We start from the raw sequence: 22,301 nt of genomic DNA on the forward strand, positions 1-22,301 counted from the left end.
ATTAAACAGCAAATTGACAACTAATCGATAAAAATGAAAAGGTACTTGTTAACGACGATAATAGGCGTGCTGCTGGGCACGGCACTATGGGCTCAGCAACCGCTTACGCATACGCAGTACGGTCAGCTCCGTACGGTACTTAATCCGGCGGCCAGCCTGATGCATTTAGGGGGGGAAGTAGCGGTTCTTGGACGCCGGCAATGGGTTGGGCTGGATGGCGCACCTTCGGTATTCTGGGGGAGCGGCCACCTCGGATTCCAACAACTCGGTGCCACGGCGGGTATTAACATCCGCCACGAAAGCCTCGCGGTGGAGAAGCTCACGGAAGCATCGGTTTTCTTTGCCAAAGGGGTCCGGATCTCCGAGACTGAGTACGTAGGATTGTCGCTGAACGCAGGGATGAGCTACATGGACGGGCGGTTTTCGCAATTAGATCCTCAGGATCCGGCCTTCCGCGAGGATGTCAAGGAGACGGATGCGTTGATTGGTTTCGGGATCACGCTTTACCGCCCGGATCGGTATTATGTGGGTTTATCGCTTCCGCGGCTGATGCTGGGCAATCTGGGGGTAGGCAACAACAACCGCTATAATTTCAGGAACATCTACCATCTGACGGCCGGAGCCCTATTTGCCCTCGGGGCAGATTTTCAGTTCCGGCCGTCGTTCCTGGTTACCTATTCAGAAAGTTTGCGGCCGCAGGCAGAGGTATCGGCGATGTTCTTTGCGAAGCAAACCGTTGGGTTGGGTGTCAATATTAGGAGTTATGGGAGTGTGGCTGGCATGATGCAATTGAATATCAGGTACTTTGGAATCGGTTACAGCTATCAGTTCGGTACACGCAATGAGGCGCTGAACCGGGGTATCAATAACAATACGCACGAGATCGGGCTGAGCTACCGCTTCGGCGGAACGATGGGGCTACTGTGAAAACGGTCGGTATTCACCCAATTGTTTTCATTTGCAATCCGTACGGCGTCTGCTTTGGAAGTCACTTCCAATTTGCGGTATATGTTCTTGATGTGGGTACGGACGGTTTCCTTGCTGATAAAAAGGTCCTGCGCAATTTTTGAATAGCTTTTGCCTGCAGCAATGCCTTGCAGTACCTCGGTCTCGCGGTCCGATAGCAACGAATTAGGTTGCTTGCGGAAAGACTCTACGACCATTTTGGCAATGGATAAGCTCATAGGCGCGCCGCCACGGAGGGCTTCGTCAATGGTCTGGCCGATGTTTTCAATATTGGAGTTTTTGACAATGTATCCGCCCGCTCCGGCGCATAGGGATTCGAAGACTTTTTCACTGTCTTCCAGTACGGTGATAATCAATACAATGCAATTCGGCAGCTCCTTTTTGATTTTTGCGGTTCCTTCAATTCCACTTATACCAGGAAGCTCGATATCCATCAGTACGACATCCGGCATATCCGCATGGAGGTTGAGTAGGGCCGACTCACAATTGCCGTAAGCATTCACCACATGGTATTTTTCCGTACTCTCCAGTGCCGCCACGAATCCGTCGCGGATGGCGGCGATGTCTTCGATAATGGTTATCCTTTTTCTCATGGTCGACTAACTGATGGTGGTGATTGGCGATAGTGGGGCACGTACACCGATAAGGGAACCCGATGACGTGAGCTCCATTGTTAACTCCAGGTTGTTTTCAGCAGCCCTTTTCTTCATGTTGCTGATGCCGGAATGACCCACACTCGGATCGGGGTTCTTCCACTTCCCATTGTCTGCCAGTGATATATATACCCATTGTTCCGCTACTTCCATGGCCAGTTGCACCTCGTCGCAACCCGAATGCCGGACCGTATTGGTCATGGCTTCCTTGAACATAAAAATCAAATGTCTTGACACAAAGGGATCCAGCCGTCTGTAGGTCGGCTCAGGTGCTCGGTTGGTGGCCGAAAATGCAATGTCGAATTGGTTGTAAAAAACCTGCCCGAACGACGTCAAATGAGTGAACAGCTCGTCTGGGCTATCGCTGTTATGGTTGATACTCCACAGGAAATCTTTGCTGGAAGCATACAGCTGTTCACTGTTAGCGATGATGTTATCGATAATGGGCTTGGCATTGCCATCGTCCTTAATGCGCAAACGCAAAATGCCGGCTTGCCGTGTGATGGCGGAGAGGATGTTGCCCGTTTCGTCATGGAAATCGCGCGATAACGTTTGCCGCAGGGAAAACAGCTGCTGTGTCCGCTCCCTGACCGCCTTATCCAATTCGTCGATTTTTGCCCGTTGCTGCTCCCTGAACTGCCGTTTGGTATCATCGTATTGCTGGTACACCATCCAAAAAAACATACCGAAAAAAACGGTAATGCCGAGGTGATAGGCCAAGGCGGTTTCGAGGCTCTGCGCCATCGATTCCACACGAGTCTGGTTATACAGGTACAGGATGACGAGCAGGCTGGTGAAAATCATGACTTTACCCACGCGCCGGTCTGCCCAAAAGCCGGTCAACAACAACAGGTAGAACGCGGAAACCTGTATGGACAATATGCCGCCACTTTCCAGACAGTTGACCATAATGATAGCATAGCCGCTCAACATCGTGGCAATTAGCATCAGCATATACCGGCCCGTCAGTTTGATATAAAGCAGTGTAGAAAGGCATATGGCCAGTTGGAAGTAATAACGTATCGCCAACGGCGAAAAAATAAGCACGGCAGACGGTAAGATGGCGAGCAATACCGACGACACAAAAAAGCCATTGACTACTGTTACCAATTGGTCGTATCGGAGAGACATCGGGTCACGTAACTCAGCCGGGATAAAGTAATGATAGATGCGTTCAGGTATCACCATAACCCTACGAATGTACTTATTGTACAGCGATATGGGGAAGAAAAAATAAAAAATCACCCAATTTGGGGGATACAGACGCGACCACCTTCCTGTAGTTTTGCTTCGTTTAATTTACCTAGGCGTATTAATGAAAAGATTGCCTCTCTACCCCTTGAAAAAAATAGCTGGTCTGTGGCTATTCGTGTTAATGGTCTTCATACAATCGGTGTGTGCCCAAATCAGCCCAAGTACCGGCAACATCTTGTTTGTCAACCATCATGTACTGGGTGGTACGGGTTCTGGCAACAGCTGGGGGAATGCCATTCGCGAGCTTGCCGATGCACTCAAATGGGCAAACGACAATAAGCATAGCGGTATCTGGGACGCCCGAAAGCCCTTGCAGATATGGGTGGCCGAGGGTATTTATCGACCGCAGTACAGTCCAGAAACCGGCTTGCCGCCCAATCTGGCCGATCCAAAAGACAGAGCCTTCTTAATGGTTGAAAACGTAGCGATTTATGGCGGCTTCCCAAGTGCGGGTAACCCAGTGATGACCGATAGGAACTGGGATGAACATGTGACCCTGTTGGACGGCGATAATGCCTACCATGTCGTTGTTGCGGTTAACAGCGTCAGCATGGAGACTCGTTTGGACGGGGTCTGTATTACAGGAGGCCGTGCCAACGGCGATCCGGCGGATCCTTTGACCGTAAACGGCATCTCGGTGACCAAAGCAGACGGGGGTGGAATTTACAGCCATAATTCGTATGTGGATTTCTTCAATCTGAACATTTATGCCAATAGCGCTTCAAGGTCGGGCGGTGGCATATATATTCATGCCGGTACGATCGAACTCATCAATGTGCTCGTAAGCAACAATATCGCAACCGAAGGCGGCGGGATAAAGGTGTCGGATTCGTTCTCGCAATTCACCAACGTGACGATCAGCCGTAATACCGCCGATCACGGCGGTGGCATACACGCAACGGGAGAGCCTGGTTCGATTTGTGAAAATAGCATCATTTATGGAAATAATGCACCCGATGCGGCAAATGTATACACGACATGGATCAATGGTAACCGGTTGTCGTTCGACTATTCGCTGATCGGCGAACCTAGTGGATCTACGACATCTGACGATCCGGATTACAATGGTAATATCACGACCACTGTCAATCCGTTTGCCGATATGGAACATGATAATTTTGCCCTAGGGTTCCGTAGTATAGCCATCGATAAAGGAAAGAATAGCGAATACGATGTAACCAAAAGCGGCGACAAAGACCTCGCTGGCAAACCACGTATATACGGGATGGCTATCGATATGGGTGCTTATGAGCGGCAGCCGTCGGTATTGGATTATACACCCGGTGCTGGTAATATCTTGTATGTCAACGAGCGTGTCGATCAAGTGGCGCCGGGGTACATCCAGGATGGCAGCAGCTGGGCGAATGCCGTCCCCGAACTAGCCGATGCACTCAAGTGGGCTGCCATCAACAAAGCAGAATGGGCTGGTCAACCGTTGAAGCTATACGTGGCCGAGGGTACCTACAAACCGCTATATAGCCCGGAGGACGGTGCCGGTTTTGCGGGTGACGGTAGGAATAACGCGTTTCTGCTGATCGAAGACGTGCAGCTTTACGGTGGTTTCTCCGCAACGGGCAATCCGACCCTCAACGATCGGGATTGGGTTGCCAACGAAACGATATTAGATGGCGACAATAGTTACCACGTTGTCGTTTCTGCAGGCGAGGCTGGCACTGCACGACTGGATGGTTTCACCATAATAGGGGGTAATGCCAATGGGGAATCCAGTCATTTTATCACAATCAATGGCCGGGGAGTCGCTCCCGTGTCGGGAGGAGGAATAGCGATTTCCGGCGCTTCGCCTGGGTTGCTCAATCTCAATATTCATAATAATAGGTCTGGCAATTCCGGTGGAGGTGTGTACAACGAAAGCGGTGCGCCGCGTATGATCAATACCGTCGTCAGCGACAATAGATCAAACCATGGTGGCGGGGTGTATACCTTTGCAGGCTCGCCAAGCCTGACAAATGTCGTCATCAGCAACAATACCGCTGACGAACACGGCGGCGGGATGGTATCGGGAACGTATGCTTCTGCCACTCTCACAAATGTCACCATCGTAGGCAATACCGCTGGCTCAGATGGCGGGGGGATCTATAATGATCTTTCCTCCTTTGTTTCCACGGCTCCAACCACTGCGTTTTACAACTGTTTGTTCTTTGGCAATATAGCGAGTCATTCGGGCAACGACCTATACAATCGTCGCAACATCGGTGATGACAGCGGTACTCCACTGTTTACCAACAGCTTAGTGGGTGGTAGTGCGACTTGGCAAGCCGCTTGGGGGACGAACGTAGGAGGTAGTAGTATGGCTACAACCGTTAACCCATTTATGGATATGGCCGGGAGTGATTATACCCTCAGCTATGATAGCGATGCCGTAGATGGCGGAAGCAACGAGGCCTATGATGAGGATGAATATGGCGGAAAGGACCTGGCGGGCAATCCGCGTACGTATAAAGGCACGATCGATATCGGGGCGTATGAATTTCAAGGCGTACCGATCGCACCTACGGATAACATCCTCTATGTAAAAAAAGGCAGTATGGGCAGCCAAAGTGGCGACAGTTGGGGAAATGCAATCGCTGAACTTGCCGATGCACTCAAATGGGCACGTGAACGGCACGATGCTGGCAACGGCTGGGACCACGATGATCCGTTGCAGATATGGGTAGCCGCGGGTACCTACCAGCCAAACTACCACGCCGCGGATGGTAAGTACGGCACCGATGGCGGGAGGCACAACAGTTTTGTACTGGTGCCCAATGTACGGCTTTATGGTGGTTTCGATCCCGACAATGGCACTGACGACTTAACCGACGAACGCCTGCTCCCCGATGTTTCTTCCGGCGAAGCTGGGGGGACGATATTGGCCGGCGACAACGCCTACCACGTCGTAATTTCGGCCAAGCCTGTTGGCGAAGCTCGGTTAGATGGCTTTACCATTACCGAGGGAAATGCAGAAGGTAGTGCCTCCATAGGGGTCTATACGGAATCCATAAATCCAGTGCGCGGAGGTGGGATGTATATCGCTGATTCATCCCCGACTTTGGCCAATGTCAGCATCCGCGGCAATGCCGCTTATGATAGTGGTGGGGGGCTTTATCTTATTGATGCTTCTCCGAAGCTGGTCAATGTCGTCATCAGCGGCAATGTCGTTACCGGTGCCAATAGCTACGGTGGTGGGATGGATAATAATGCGTCGTCTCCAACATTGGATCGCGTGCGCATCAGTGATAATTCGTCGAATAATGACGGCGGCGGGCTATCCAATCGAAATGGCTCTTCCCCGGTACTGACACATGTTTACATCACCGGTAATTCAGCCGGTATCGATGAAACATCGGTCAGCTATGGTGGAGGAATATATAATCAATCTTCTTCTCCCGCGCTGGCCAATGTCGAGATCCATGACAATACGGCTGCCTTTGGCGGTGGCCTTGCCAATCGTAGTTCCGCTGCTAGGTTACGGAACGTGGTGATCTGTGGTAATCGGAGTAGGGGGGCTGGCGGTGGCGTCTATAACGATGCTGCTGCCGCCGCGTTGACGCTGACAAATGTGACCATCAGCGGAAATATAGCTATGGTGAACGCTTCCGCTGGGGAATGGTTCAATAATTCAGGCACCCCAATTATCCGCAATTCTATTATTTACGGCAATGGTATTAGGAAGGGTATCGCAGGAAATCTGACTAATAGCCAATATAGTCTGTTGCAGGAGCATACTAATGCGGAAAATGGCAATCTGAACTATACCGGCTCGGTGGAGGATTTATTCGTTTCACCTGCTGATGGTGACTACCGGCTGTTAGCTTGTTCGCCCACTGTCGATAGCGGACACAATACGTTTTATGAGGATGCTGATGGGGATTTGGAGCGAGATAACGACTTAGCGGGTGGCCCACGCGTAGTGGGCGATGTGATTGATATGGGTGCTTATGAGCTTCAAGGCGAAAAAATCGATTACGACCAAATCGCCTTTACTGCCGCAGAGGTAATGTATAACGGCACCGCGCACACCATCACGGCAACAAATCTACCGACCGGCATTAGCGTATCTTATGAACTATTCAATGCGGAAGACGAGGAGATAACGGAGGCCATCCATGTGGGTACGTATACCGTTAAGGCAACATTCTCGGGCTGTGGTACGTTAAGGCAACTATCTGCTACGTTGACTATTCTTCCGAAGGAATTGATCATTACAGCAAAAGACCGGAGCAAGACCTACGGCGAGGCGGTTGCCGTTGACGGTACGGCATTCATGGTAGACGGTCTGGAAAATGACGATGAAGTCACTTCGGTTACGCTGATCTCCGATGGAGTTGCTGCAACGGCAGCGGTAGGTGACTATGATATCGTGGCCGCTGATGCTCAGGGCACAAGATTGGACAATTACGCAATCGAATATGAAGAAGGTACACTTACCGTCGAGACGAAAGCCTTGACGATAATCGCCAACGACCGGAGTAAGACCTACGGCGAGACGGTTGCTTTTGACGGTATGGCATTCACGGTAGACGGCTTGGAGAATGACGACGAAGTCACTTCGGTTACACTGACCTCCGAAGGAGCTACTGCTACGACAGCGGTAGGTGACTATGATATCGTGGCGGCTGATGCTCAGGGCATGGGGTTGGACAATTACGCAATCGAATATGAAGAAGGTACACTCACCGTCGATACGAAAGCCTTGACGATAATCGCCAACGACCGGAGTAAGACCTACGGCGAGACGGTTGCTTTTGACGGTACGGCATTCACGGTAGACGGCTTGGAGAACGACGACGAAGTCACTTCGGTTACACTGACCTCCGAAGGAGCTACTGCTACGACAGCGGTAGGTGACTATGATATCATGGCCGCTGATGCCCAAGGTACCGGTTTGACGAACTACGATGTCGAATACGTGGTGGGAATGTTGACTGTTGGTAGGAAAGTACTGATTGTAACCGCCGATAACTGGAGTAAGACCTACGGTGACGCGGTTGCCTTTGACGATGCGGAGTTTACTGCGGAGGGCTTAGAGAACGATGATGCGGTCACCTCGGTGACGTTGACATCTGCTGGAGCTGCCGCTACAGCGGTGGTAGGCGATTATGATATTGAAGCTTCGGATGCACAGGGTTTAGGTTTGACGAATTACGATATCGAATATACAAAAGGTACGTTGATTGTCCGAAAGAAATTCTTGACAATTACTGCCAATAACCAGCGTAAGACCTACGGCCAAACGATTGCTTTTACCGGTACGGAGTTCACGACGAGTGGTCTGGAAAACGACGATGAAATCACCTCGGTTGTACTGATCTCCGAGGGCGTGTTCGCTAGCGCAATAGTCGGTAATTATGGTATTGAGATATCAACGGCGCATGGCACAGGATTAGACAATTACACGATCGATTATAAATTTGGGGCACTGACCGTCGATAAAAGATCACTAACGGTAACAGTGGTCGGAGGGCAACGGAAGGTATTTGGCCAAACGGATCCGGAACTAACTTATACGTTTACACCGGGGCTAGTCGCGGACGATTTTTTCACGGGTGAACTCACGCGCGATTCCGGTGAGCAGGTTGGTGAATATAAAATTACGCAGGGAAACTTGTCGGCGGGCACTAACTATGAAATAGCTTTTGTGCCAGATATATTCACAATCACTCTAGCAACGATCACGGGCGTCAGGCTGGAGGATGGTAGCTTCGTGTACGACGGTATGGCCAAATTGCTGGAAATCGAAGGTACACCACCTAAAGGTGCTGTAGTAACTTATATCATTGAGGAAAAAGATGGCAACCGTGCCGTGGATGTGGGTATGTATAAAGTTATCGCTACGATTAGCTGCAGCAACTATGAGACGCTGAAACTGGCGGCCGAATTGGAAATCACACCGCTTAACATCACCGTGTCGGTCGACAGCAAAGCAAAAGTATTCGGCACGGATGATCCTACCTTGACCTATACGGTGTCACCGAGGCTGGTAGGAGGAGATGCATTCAGCGGTAGCCTTAGTCGTGAGCCGGGTGAGGATGCCGGGGAATATGCCATCATCCAAAGTGGTCTCTGGGCCGGGAGCAATTATTCAATCACCTTTGAATCGGACACGTTGACAATTACGCCGGCAGCGATCACAGGCATTACGCTGCCAAATCGAAGCTTCGTATACAACGGCGGAGCCAAATCGCTGAACGTTAATGGAACGTTACCTGAAGGTGCGGCAGTACGCTATATCAACAACAGCCGTGCGGATGTGGGCATGCAGAAGGTAACCGCGGTGGTTAGCGGAGCTAATTACCAAGACTTGGTGCTGACGGCGGATTTAATTGTCATACCGGCTATCATTCCAAATATCTCACTTTTGAGCGCTAAGCATATCTACGATGGTGAAGCACAGATACTGGAAGTCGGGGGCGAGTTACCAGGTGGTGCGGAAATAAGTTATACGATTAATGGTGAACCGGGCAATAGTGCCAAAGACGCAGGTATATACCGGGTGGAAGCTATTATCACGGGTCACAACTACCAGATGCAGGAGTTAGCAGCCACACTGACTATTTTTCCTGCCACGCGCAGTATCGCATTCCCGTCTCTATCAAATAAGACTTACGGCGATGGAGACTTTGCTGCGGGTGCTGTTGCAAGTAGCGGCGAGGATGTGCGCTATACAAGCAGCAACCCTGCAGTGGCAGAGATCCGGCCAACTGGCAGCATCCGAATTACTGGTGCAGGAGAAGCTACCATCACGGCGATGCTGCCGCAGAATAGCAATTACACCAATCGGTCGGCGGTGAGCCGTGTACTCACGGTGGATAGGGCAAGCCAGACCATTGTGCTCAGTGTTCCATCCGAAGTATACCGGAACGTAGGCACGGTGGCCATAACAGCCTCATCGAGTAGCAACCTGCCGGTAACGTTACATATAGACGATCCGAACGTAGCTACCCTGGAAAGCCAAACATTGCACATCCATCGACTGGGCACTGTGCGCATCACGGCCACGCAGCAGGGCAACGGTAACTATGAGGCTGCAGAAGCGGTGACGACGACCGTTCGTGTGGTCGATCCGGAATCGGATTTCCCAGTGCGCGTGAATAAGGCGATATCGCCTAATGGCGACGGTATCAACGAGTATCTTATTATTGAGGCTATTAAAGATTATCCGAAAAACCGCGTTACGATCTTCAATCGTAATGGCACGATCGTATGGGAAGCAAACGGCTACGACAACGATCGGGTAGCATTTCGTGGTATCGGCACGGGGCAGTACAACGTGCCTGCCAGAACATTCTTCTACCTTGCGGAAATCAAGGTGGATGGTAAATGGAAATATGAGAAGGGTTGGTTTGTATTGAGGTATTAGGCAGCAATACGAAACATAAGGCATGATCTGACTAAGCTACCGGTTTGATCATGCGGTTGGATTGTTATTAAAACAGATTGCACGAATCGTCTTAAATTTCCCTAATTGTATTACCTTTGGAAACACTTCTACCAATCGTTCGGTGAAAAAATGGCGTTTTCATATAAATTGCTGTGTTTGGCTATTGCTTGCCGCATTAGGCGGGTATAGTCAAGAGTATACCATCACCAAGCTGAAGCTGTTTCCCGACCGCGATGAGGTATTAATCAAGGATGTAACGACCGATAGTTTAGGCTTTATCTGGTTTTTAACTAATGGCGAAATTTATCGCTACGACGGATATCGGTCATTAGATATCCTGAAGACCATCGCAAACCAGCGGCTCACAGACGATATGCCCCAGCGTATGCTGATCGATCATCGAAACCGGTTGTGGATGGCGGGCAATGCCAACCTTAGTTATCTCGATCTCAAAACGTGGCGGGTGTATCCTGTGGATTCGGCGTTACTGCCGCCCATTCAGGACCGTACGGTGGTTTGGATTAGGCAGCTAGCCGATTCGACTGTCATGGTGGCCTACGAAAACGGGCATCTTCTAGTGATGGCGGGCGACCGGTTTACACGTATAGACGAATTATACGAACGGGGCAATGTTGCTAAAAGCCGGGTATCGCCCCGAAGTGCTGTTTACTGGAAAGGAAAATACTGGGTAGGCACGACGGCTGGCGGCTTGTTGTCAATCGATACAGCTAATACGACTGAAACCCAATACCATCAGTTGCCAGGGATCAATCGTATGGTCACAAACCTGATTGCACAAGATGATGCATTACTGCTGGACGTGTTTGAACAAGATATTTATCGATTTGAAGGTCATGGGATGCCCACAGTGTTTACGCCCATACGTTTTGCGCTATCGAAAGATAAATCCTATGTGTTGGCAGCCGGTGACCGGATGAATATCTATGCCGATGACGAGTCAACCTGCCTACTGGATGCGGATCTTGGTCTGTTGCAACGGCTGGCCATCCCATCAACCCATCGCTTTAATACCACCAACGTGAAGATATTTGGAAATGAAGCGTTGCTCGGAACCGACGAGGGTATCTTCGTGATTTACCCGAAGACGAAGGGACTGTCGCAGCTTATTCCTACTAACCCCGGCGCGAATAAAAGTACACGCGGGATATACGTCTATCCCGATGGTGCGTTGTTTTACGGTACCTATAATGGTGCCGGACTCATTGATGTGGACGGGAAAGCGTTGATTTTCCAGGAGCTAAAGCACGCCTATGCGATGCTTCCCATGAACGATAACGAACTCCTGATCGGCACCGAAGGAGGTATGCTGAAAGTTTTTAACCGGAAGCTACGTCAAGTTTCAGATCTTCAGTACACCCTTTCTGAAACCGCGAGCGATCAGTATGTGTTTAATTTGCCGACCTATGTGATGAGCCTCGCTGAGACCGAGGACGATTACCTCATTGGCAGCATGAGCGGCCTTTGGTTGTTGGATAAGCAGAATCACCAACTGGATAAGTATCCGTTGGAGTCGGGTGAAGCTAATGCGTTAGACGTCCAAATCCGGCATATCCGATTGTTGCCAGACAGCAGTTTGTTGCTAAGTACCCACCTCGGGCTTTATGAGGTGAGAAAGGGAGTGGTGACCAAGCGCTACCCGCAGTCAGGCAACGTGGGGGTTTTTAAGTCGATCGTGGTGGGTGATACCATTTGGTTGGCTACACAGGGCGAGGGGCTGTTGGCGATCGATGCCGAAGGGCGTGTGCTGCAAACCATCACCACGAAAGAAGGTCTTAGTAATAACCTTGTTTACAGCTTGGAGCAGGTCGGCGGTTTACAGGTTGTGGGTACTGCCAATGGATTGAATATCGTGAACAACCGACGCGTCCGGCGTATCGGCATTGCTGAGGGACTGAGCCAGTCGGAATTCAATTCAGGCGCATCGTTTTGGGATCCGACACGAAAGCGGGTATATGTCGGTGGGCTAATGGGGTACACGGTGCTGGATATGAACCAACCGTGGTTTGAGGATCAGAACCAACTGGAAAGCTACGTTACTGAAATACACACGGCAACGGGAGCCAACGGTGAAAAATCGGCCGATTATACCTGGCCTTACCGGGGCGAACGGGAGCTGGTACTGCAACCTGGTCAAAGCTTGACCGGCCTGTACGTCGGTACACCAGGGAACCATCGCGCTGATGGCGAAATCCGGTACTCACTTAATGCCGGCGACTGGGAGCCGCTTGAATTGGGGCAATTCATCTCGCTCATCGAACCGTCGCCAGGCGATTACCGCTTTCAGTTGGAGACACGAAGCACGGCAGCTACCGGTAATCAACAGACATTTACCATTACGAAACTACCTCATTATTATGAAACATGGTGGTTCAATGCGCTGGTTCTGTTGGCTGTGGCCGGCGCCATTGGTGGCTTCTTCAAATATCGCGAGACCGTTCTGCAAAAGGAAAAGAAAATGCGGATTAAGATTGCAAGCGACCTGCACGATGAAGTGGGGAGCTCGCTTACCCGTATCTACTTCCAGGCAGATATGCTATCTTCAAAACATGTTGGCCGAGCAGACGATAAGCAGTTGCAGCAAATTGCAGATACGAGCAAACAAGCCTTGTTGACAATGAGTGATATGGTGTGGTCCATCGACTCGCGGTTCGATACGATAAGAGATTTGGTAATCCGCATGAAAGACTATCTCTTCAAACTCCGTGAAGAGCTGGAAATTACTTACCGGTTTGACGTGCGGGGCGACCAAACATCGCGGACGGTAACGCAGCTTGTGCGGCAGAATCTCTTTCTCATCTTCAAGGAAGCACTAACCAATGCCATTAAATATAGCGATGGTTCGGAAGTCACTATTGATTTGAACTTCGGTCGCACCATCCAACTTACCATCCGAAATAGGTATGCGAGCGGTAACGGACCCATTACTGATCAACAGGGGGGACGTGGGCTAGAAAGCATGCGGCTACGGGCATCTCGAATGGGCGGGGAGTTGACGTACACGGCAGTCGGCGGGGTATTTAGCCTTGATTTGGTTATCCCTTGATGTCCATTGACTCCGCACTACCCAAAAAGGGGGGGTGTATTTTAATAAACAATACCTACCTTTACCCTATGATACGCCTAGGCATTATTGAAGACGACGAACAAATCAGGAATATGCTGGTTGATTTTTTCGAAGAGCAGCCTGGTTTTTCGTGTTTGCTTTCTGCACATTCGGTGGAAACATTTTTCGAGCAATGGAAAGAAGATATCTTTCTGGATATTATTCTTTCTGATATTGGCTTGCCCGGCGAATCAGGGATTAAAGGCGTGAAGCGTATTAAGAAACATGCGCCGAAGTGTGACGTGATTATGCTTACCGTTTATGACGACGCCAACCGCATATTCCAGGCGTTGTGCAATGGCGCCTCAGGATACCTGCTTAAGCAAACGCCATTGCAAAAAATCAAAGAAGCCATTGTGGCACTCCATGAAGGCGGCGCACCGATGTCGCCAGGCATCGCACGGAAGGTGGTGGAATATTTCAACCCCAAGGGCACGACCGATCTTTACGAGAAATTGACGCCGCGCGAGGCACAGGTGGTGGAAGCCATCGAGGAGGGGCTAACCAACAAAGAAGTGGCCATCCGGTTTGACATCTCCTTGGAAACGGTGAAATACCACATCAAGAACATCTACGAGAAATTGCAGGTCAACAGCCGGCACGCGCTTATCAGCCGGAAATATAAATAAACGCTACCCCTCCTGCCACAGCCCCATCTGCCCGATATGTATACTTTTGCCGTATTGTTTTTCACTGGCGCTGTGTGGCAAGTCGACCTTGATATATCCTTCATTGCGTTTACATACGTGTGTGTTGCGTGCGGCAACACCCCGTTGCGGACTGTTACCACTAACGCCACCGCATCGTTGGCGCGGGCAAGCGGCGTCTCCTTGCTGGAGAAATAAACCTCCAGCGTCTGCTCGGGTATAGCCGGTCTTCACACGTTTTGGGAATACCCCCCAAAAGAGGGGTGTTATTTTTAGTTGATTTGTTGTCAATTTGTAGCGCTATGGAAAGATTTCTACCGACGCTATCCGCAAAATCACTACGGCTATTCACGACGGTGCTGTTTGTGCTTTTGAGCGTTGTTGCGCTAGCACAACGACCATTTATTACCACCTGGCAGACGACTTCGGCCAATGAAACGGTTACGATTCCGGTGAATCCGGACATAACGGGGTATAATTATACGGTAGAATGGGGCGATGGACATACATCGACAGCGCAAACTGGCGATGCCAGCCATACATACTCAACCCCAGACACCTATACCGTGTCCATCAGCGGAAATTTTCCGGCCATACGGCTTGGATCCTATGGTATCGATGTGACCGATAAGCTAATGAGTATCGAGCAGTGGGGCGATATCGCGTGGTCTTCTATGGAAGGTGCATTTTCGGGCGCAAGGTATATGGCGCTGAATGCAACCGATGCACCGGATTTAAGTGGTGTGTCATCTTTGGCAAAAATGTTTATGGGCGCAGAAGCACTTAACGGCGACCTCAGTGGATGGGATGTTTCGGGTATAACCGACATGAGTAGCCTGTTCTATAGCGCATTCGCGTTCAATGGTAATATCAGCAACTGGGATGTGTCTAGTGTAACCAATATGAGGGGGATGTTCTGGCAAGCATCCGTATTCAACCAGGATATCGGCGGTTGGGATGTAGGTAACGTGACGGATATGTCGTATATGTTCTATCAAGCACCGGTCTTTAACCAGGACTTGAGCGGTTGGGAGGTATCACGCGTAACTACGATGAATAGCATGTTTTTCATTGCCCTTGATTTTGACCAGTCCTTGGGCAGTTGGGATATTTCCAATGTGACGGATATGGACGACATGTTGCTCGCAACCGGTCTTTCTTCGACCAACTATGGTGCTACGCTGATTGGTTGGGCGGCACTGCCCACGGTGCCATCCAATATCACGCTGGATGCTTCGGACCAGGAGTATTGCCCAGGCACGGCAGCCGAAACAGCTAGGCAGGAGTTGGAGATGAAGGGGTGGAATATTATCGGCGACAATCCAGCTACCGATTGCGAGGATGGCGGTGGGGTTATCACGCCTGGCGATCCGGGGAACTTCGTCACCACATGGCAGACAGCCTTTACAGGAACATCCGGCAATAATCAGATTATCATCCCGACAGAAGGAAACGGCTATAATTATCACGTGTACTGGGAGAAGGTCGGTGACGCAGCCGTAAACGGAATGGCAACAGGGCTTACCGGCGATTACACAATTACGTTTCCGGGTTCGGGTACGTACCGGGTGGAAATTGCGGGTGATTTTCCGCGGATTTATTTCGAGAATGAGGGGGATTGCAAAAAAATAATGACCGTTGAGCAATGGGGCAACATCGCTTGGACTTCCATGGAAGGTGCTTTTTCAGGGGCTATCAACCTGACATTGCCTGCTTCGGATAAACCGGATTTGAGCCGTGTGACCAGTATGGCTAGGATGTTTGCCGGTGCAACGAAAATGAATGCGGATATTGGCGATTGGGACGTCTCCAATGTGACCAATATGGCCTCCATGTTTGCGTATGCTCAAGCATTCAACCAAGATTTGAATAGCTGGGATGTGTCTCGTGTGACGAATATGCACCGGATGTTTTCCAATGCGTATGATTTTAATGGCCCTATAGGCAACTGGAACGTTTCCGCCGTCGGCGATATGGGCAGGATGTTCGAATACGCTTCCGATTTTAACCAGGATATCGGAGACTGGAACATGACCGCAACGCGTAACCTAGAGGGGATGTTCTTCGTGACACGGGCGTTCAATCAAGACATCGGCCAGTGGGATATGTCTAATCAGACCAGTTTGGCTAATCTGCTCAGTGGTGCACTCGAGTTCAACCAGGATATCGGTGGCTGGGACGTGTCGAGGGTTACGAACATGGATCACCTGTTTTCCGGAGCCGGTCCGTTCAACCAGGATATTAGTGGGTGGGACGTTTCCCAAGTGACCAATATGGATTACCTGTTTTTTGGCCTAACGGATTTTGACCAAGACTTAAGCGGCTGGGACGTCTCCAAGGTAACCGGCATGGACAGGATGCTCGAAAATACCGGTCTTTCTGTCGCCAACTACGATGCACTGCTCGACAGTTGGGCTGCATTGCCCACCATTCAATCGAACGTTAAGCTAGGTGCCCTGGGCTTGATTTATTGTGCGAGCGACGATGACCGGCAGAAACTGATTGATGATTTCGGTTGGGACATTACCGGCGATCAAGCATGCCTCAGCATTCAACCCAGCACCGATAATATCCTTTACGTAGATATCAACGTGAATACCACGGCTGGCGGCTACAGCGGTGCCGGCGATAGTTGGGTAAACGCTATTCCGCAACTGGCTGATGCGTTGAAATGGGCGCGCGAGCAACACGACGAGGGAAGCGCCGGCTGGAGCGAAGGCGAGCCGCTACGGATCTTTGTGGCCAGAGGAACATATTTGCCTTTATATAACGCGGCTGACGGCCAATATACCACCCACGGTGGTCGGGATAACAGCTTTGTGATGGTACCCGATGTACAATTGTATGGTGGGTTTGATCCGGCTAATGGTATCGAGGCACTGGGGGATACGCGTATTCTGCCGGATAAGAACAGGGTTGGTGAAGGTAGCATCCTCAGCGGTGATTTTTTGGGCAACGATAATACCGACGACTTTGCTAATCATGCGGAGAATGCCTATCACGTGGTGATCGGTAGCGGTGAGGTAGGCACTACACGGGTCGATGGATTCGAGGTGACCGGTGGTAACGCAGATGGTGTTGACGCTGTCACCGTCAATGGAGAAGGTTTTCGGAGGGAAAATGGCGGGGGGGTGTATACTTATTTTTCATCTCCAACGCTAACCCGGACGAGCATTCATAACAACGCCGCTAAATGGGGCGCTGGAATGTACACGAATGAATCTTCCCCGATGCTAACTCATGTCAGTATTCGTGGCAATGGGGCCTATTCATGGGGTGGCGGGATCTATAGTCTTGAATCTTCGCCGAAGTTAATAAATGTCGGCATTTATGATAACACGGCTAGTGATCGTGGCAGTGGTATTCTTCACGGTTCGGGAATAATGGAAGTCACCAATTCCACAATTGCGGGAAACGCCTCTAATGCAATTGATCATTCTGGCGTTTTGAAGCTGAACAACACCCTTGTTTGGAACAATGATGAAGAGTTACGTGTTGCTTCCACAAACTCGCTAATTGAAGGGAACGCCAACACGGACAACGGGAATATCGATGCCACGGGCCTTACGGCTACTGATATTTTTGTTGATCCTGAACAGGGTGATTATACGCTGAAAGCCATTAGCCCAGTTATCAATGCGGGCAGCAATGCTGTATACACCGATGCTGGTGGAAACCTGGCGGGTGACCTCGACTTGGGCGGCAATCCGAGGGTATTTGCGGGTATCCCTGAACCGGATAGGATTGATGTAGGCGCATACGAGTTCCAGGGGGAACCGGTCGCCAAGCAAATACATGTGGAAACCTGGACAGGCACAACCATTACCCTCGATGTCATATTAAGTGATGCTATCCAACAGGTCAAACATAAGATTGAGGATGAAATCGATATTCCCACGGAGCAACAAATGTTGTTTTTCGATGGTGTGCAACTGGAGGATGGTAGAACCCTGGAAGATTACGATATTGCGTACGGAAGTACGCTCCGGCTCGACAGAGCAATCATCCCCGACGAAAACAACATCCTCTACGTAAACATCCACGTGGATACCGAAACCGCAGGTTACACGGGTGTGGGCGACAACTGGGCCAACGCGGTTCCCGAACTGGCCGATGCGCTTAAATGGGCACGTGAGCAGCACGATGGAGGAAGTCCCGGTTGGACGGAGACTGAGCCGCTACGGATCTTTGTGGCAAAAGGAACCTATTTGCCTTTATATAGCGCTGCCGACGGTCAGTATACCACCGATGGCGGCCGGGATAACAGTTTCGTACTGGTACCCGATGTGCAAGTATATGGTGGGTTTGACCCTTCTGCGGGAGTTGAAACCTTGGAAGATGCGCGTATCTTGCCAACGATGAATGGCCTGGAACGGGGTAGTATACTAAGCGGCGATTTCAGCGGCAACGACCATACGGATAATTATGATAACCATGCCGAGAATGCCCATCACGTAACGATTGCCGCTGGAGATGTAGGTAATGCGCTTATGGACGGATTTACGGTAACCGGTGGCTACGCATCCGGTAATACGTCGGGCCCGTCCGTAATGGGACAGACCGTTTATCGGTTTTTTGGTGGCGGGACGTATGTCGTCACTTCATCGCCTCAATTTACCCATATGGCATGGTTTAATAATTTGGGCGAATGGGGAGGCGGATTGTTCAATACGGTTTCCCTCTTGACACAAACCAGTTTACCGAAGTTATCCAACGTGACGTTCTATCGGAACATGGCCCCCGGAGGAGGAGGAGGTATACGTAATTTTGGCGGGTCTATTGACATCAATCAGGCCGTATTCGCAAACAATGGAGCCGGATTGGTTGAAGACGGAACATCTTCCGGTCCGGGTGGTGGGATACACAGCAGTGGTGATGGTACATCGTTGTCCGTAACCAATGCCACGTTCTACCGAAACTGGATCGTTGGGGTTTTTATCCCCCAGTTCGATGGGGGTGCAATATATGTGGAGCGGACCTCGACCCTGTTGAACAACGTGGTGATATGGGGGAATGAAGTGGAAGGCGACCCGGCTGATCCATCCGCGTCTATATCGGTATCCACATTGGGAGCCGATGTAACCGTCGCCAATAGCTTGGTCGCTCATTCGGGCGGCAGCGCGAACTGGAATAATGCAATGGGCATCCTGGACGGAGGCGGTAACATCGACACCGACCCGTTATTCGTCAGCACCACACCCGGCGAAGCTGGCTACCTGCAATTAAGTGCCTGCAGCCCGGCCATCAGTGTAGGCAGTAACCAAGCTTACGTGGATGCGGGCGGAGACCTGGCAAACGACTTCGACCTGGGGGGCAATCCGCGGGTGTATAATCTAGCGGGGGCCGGCGTGATTGATATGGGGGCCTACGAATATCAGGGCGAGCGCGTTTTTGTTCAGTCATTGGCCATGCCGGATGCCGTGAAGGTTGCCTATGGTACCTTGTTGGAAGATGTAGAAGGCTTGCCCACCGCTGTTACCGCTACGCTGAGTAACGATACGGACGTGTCCATTCCATTGGACGGCAATTTAGTAAACTGGACATTGAGCAGTCCGACCGGAGGCGCATACGATGGTAATGTAGCAGGTACCTATGTATTTACCGTGCCGCTGTTGATACCGGAAACGGAATGCTATCTCAATCCCGAAAACCTACAAGCGGAGGTCGCCATCGTGGTGGCAAAGAGTACGCCGGTATTGACTGCTTTATGGAATGGTGCTTCGATTGACGTAGATGAAGGGCTTTCACTGACCTATGGGAACGTTGGGGAACTGGTTCTTCGTACGACTGATCCAGGTGGTCAGCTTACCTATGCCTTCAGCGATGACGACCCACCGGTGCTAGACTTGGCGGATCTTAGCGCTGTATTGGTACAACAAGCTGGAACGGCTACACTGACGATTGAACAGGAGGAAACGGATAATTTCGAGGCAGCTGCTATTGAATTTGCGGTTACTGTCGCGCAGAAGCCGATTGTTATCGTGGCTGCAGCCGATCAGGGCAAGGTGTATGGCGCGGACGAACCGGCGGTATATGGCTACGCACTGGCTGAGGGAGATGTATTGGCGTTTGATGACGAATTGACGGATATTGTTTCAACGGCAAGGCGTGAAGCCGGTGAGCATGTAGGTGCTTATGATATCGAACTGGAGTTTGAGGGTATACAAGCGAATAACTATGTCATTACGTTTAACGCCGTTAATAATGCCTTTGTAATCACGCCTTTGGAAATAACAGCAACTGCGGCTGACAAAACCAAAGTGTTCGGTACGAACGACCCGACATTGACCTTTACGTTCACGCCAGAGTTGATCGGCAGCGATGCCTTTACCGGTGGGCTTGACCGTGAAGAAGGGGAGAACGTAGGTGCTTACGCCATCACGCAGGGCAACCTGGCATTGGACGATAATTACGAAATCGAATTCCAGGAAGGCACACTAACGATTATATCCGCTGATTATGAAGGTGTTGAATTCCACAGTAGGTCATTTGTCTATGACGGCACGGAACACGTGCTTGAACTGACGGGCGAACTGCCGGAAGGGGTAACCGTAACTTATGAAATCGATGGCGAAACAGGTAACGGGGCTACAAATGCGGGTACCTATGAAATTACCGCGCAGATTGACGGCGGAGCGAATTACGAAGATGGTGAACTGACAGCCACGCTGACCATCATTCCTGGGCAAATCACCGGCATTTCATTCAACAATACATCATCTACCTATGATGGCACCGAACACAGGCTTACTCTCGCTGGTGAACTGCCAGCGGGAGCCTCGGTGACCTATGAAATCGACGGAGAGCCGCGCAACAGGGCAATAGATGCTGGTACGTATGAAGTGACTGCCCAAATCGATGGCGGATACAATTACGAAGATATGGAACTGACGGCCAAGATGACCATTACGCCACTGGAAATCACGGTGACGGCAAATGACCGTACAAAAGTCTTACGTGCAGACGACCCGGCATTGACATACACATTTACACCGGCACTGATTGCTGACGATGCGTTTACTGGCAATCTCGACCGCGAGGAAGGGGAGAACGTGGGCGACTACGCCATCGGCCGGGGAAACCTATCGCTGGGCGATAATTACACGATCACATTCGAACCCGGGATACTGACGATTACGTCGGGGACCATTACCGGAATCGTATTCGAAAACGCTTCATTTACCTATGATGGCACCGAACATAGGCTTTCCCTTGTCGGCGAACTGCCAGCAGGAGCCTCGGCGACCTATGAAAATAATGGTCGCACGGACGTGGGCAGCCAAACGGTCAAAGCGATCATCGATGGTGGCGGAAGTTACCTGGGTGAAGTGTTGGAGGCCACACTGACGGTACTTCCGGCTACACGCACCCTCGATTTTCCGAAACTGCCCGAGAAGACATACGGCGACGCAGCCTTCAAGGCAGGTGCGACGGTAAGCAGCGGCGAAGTGATCAGCTATACGAGCGGTAACCGCGATGTGGCCGAAGTGACGGCCGACGGTGAGATAACCATCACGGGTGCGGGTGAAACTACGATTACGGCAACGGTGCCAGAGAATGCGAACTACAGCAGCCGGCCGCAGGAGCGCCAAACGTTGACAGTGCGCAAGGCAAGCCAAGCCATCACATTGAGGGGCCCGGCTGAGGCGGACCGCGACGCGGGCAGCATCGCTTTGACGGCATCGAGCACGAGTGAGTTGCCGGTAACGCTGACCGCCGATAACGCCGAGGTGGCCACGTTGGAAGGTGCCGCATTGAATATCCTTCGCCTGGGGCGGGTCACCATTACAGCTACGCAGACGGGCGATGCCAACCATGAAGCGGCAGAACCGGTGACATTGACCATCCGGGTGATAGATCCAACATCCAGCCTGCCGGTACGTGTGCATCCGGTGATATCGCCCAATGGCGACGGCATCAACGAGTTCCTGATGATTGAGGCGGTAACGGACTATCCCGAAAATCGAATGACGATCTTCAACCGGAACGGAACCTTGCTGTGGGAAGCCCGTGGCAATGACAATAACCGGGTAGCCTTCCGGGGGATCAGCACAGGACAACAGCTATTACCGGCTGGTACGTATTTTTACATCGTGGAGGTAAAAGATGGAAATACATGGAAGCATAAGAAGGGGTATTTTGTGTTGAGGTATTGATGATTTGTCGATTTGAAGAAGAAACACGGATGTCGTCTGAGCCGAGACAAGTTGAACATATTAAAGCAAATGGAGCGAAGCGACATCCCGATGAGCCGAGTGAAATCGGGAAAGCAAAGT

The 22,301-nt window shown here is 50.9% G+C and carries 8 protein-coding genes; 5 read left to right on the forward strand and 3 right to left on the reverse strand.

The features are described 5' to 3' along the window. Nucleotides 1-33: 33 nt before the first annotated feature. Nucleotides 34-927 (forward strand): PorP/SprF family type IX secretion system membrane protein, encoded by an 894-nt coding sequence (locus BMZ56_RS19980; protein ID WP_090629838.1) that lies wholly within the window; start codon nt 34-36, stop codon nt 925-927. On the opposite strand, the gene BMZ56_RS19985 is transcribed toward BMZ56_RS19980, so the two are convergent. Both BMZ56_RS19985 and BMZ56_RS19990 read right to left on the reverse strand, forming a co-directional pair. Continuing rightward, a complete protein-coding gene (locus BMZ56_RS19985; RefSeq protein WP_090629841.1) occupies nt 894-1,559 on the reverse strand; it encodes a response regulator transcription factor in 666 nt (221 codons plus the stop codon). The genes BMZ56_RS19980 and BMZ56_RS19985 overlap by 34 nt on opposite strands. 6 nt (nt 1,560-1,565) lie before the next feature. Continuing rightward, on the reverse strand, nt 1,566-2,807 hold the full coding sequence (locus BMZ56_RS19990; protein ID WP_143072979.1) for a sensor histidine kinase: 1,242 nt from the start codon (nt 2,805-2,807) through the stop codon (nt 1,566-1,568). Between the two features lie 127 nt (nt 2,808-2,934). On the opposite strand from BMZ56_RS19990, the gene BMZ56_RS19995 reads away from it, so the two are divergent. The 3 genes from BMZ56_RS19995 to BMZ56_RS20005 all read left to right on the forward strand — a co-directional run bounded on the left by BMZ56_RS19995 (nt 2,935) and on the right by BMZ56_RS20005 (nt 14,007). Further along, nucleotides 2,935-10,233 carry an MBG domain-containing protein gene (locus tag BMZ56_RS19995; RefSeq protein ID WP_090629845.1) on the forward strand — a complete coding sequence of 2,433 codons (7,299 nt, stop codon included), beginning with the start codon at nt 2,935-2,937 and terminating at the stop codon, nt 10,231-10,233. Nucleotides 10,234-10,417: 184 nt separating this feature from the next. Beyond that, nucleotides 10,418-13,318: a sensor histidine kinase gene (locus BMZ56_RS20000; protein ID WP_090629848.1), complete on the forward strand. Its 2,901-nt coding sequence runs from the start codon at nt 10,418-10,420 to the stop codon at nt 13,316-13,318. A 68-nt stretch (nt 13,319-13,386) separates the two neighbouring features. Next, a complete protein-coding gene (locus BMZ56_RS20005; RefSeq protein WP_177195226.1) occupies nt 13,387-14,007 on the forward strand; it encodes a response regulator transcription factor in 621 nt (206 codons plus the stop codon). Between the two features lie 3 nt (nt 14,008-14,010). Here the strand turns inward: BMZ56_RS20005 and BMZ56_RS25470 are convergent, their stop codons facing one another. Further along, nucleotides 14,011-14,316 carry a hypothetical protein gene (locus tag BMZ56_RS25470; RefSeq protein WP_143072980.1) on the reverse strand — a complete coding sequence of 102 codons (306 nt, stop codon included), beginning with the start codon at nt 14,314-14,316 and terminating at the stop codon, nt 14,011-14,013. Nucleotides 14,317-14,327: 11 nt separating this feature from the next. Between BMZ56_RS25470 and BMZ56_RS20010 the strand changes: the two genes are divergently transcribed. Further along, nucleotides 14,328-22,181 carry a BspA family leucine-rich repeat surface protein gene (locus tag BMZ56_RS20010; RefSeq protein ID WP_090629853.1) on the forward strand — a complete coding sequence of 2,618 codons (7,854 nt, stop codon included), beginning with the start codon at nt 14,328-14,330 and terminating at the stop codon, nt 22,179-22,181. Nucleotides 22,182-22,301 lie beyond the last annotated feature (120 nt).

The organism is Parapedobacter indicus (genome assembly GCF_900113765.1).
Taxonomy (GTDB): Bacteria; Bacteroidota; Bacteroidia; order Sphingobacteriales; family Sphingobacteriaceae; genus Parapedobacter; species Parapedobacter indicus.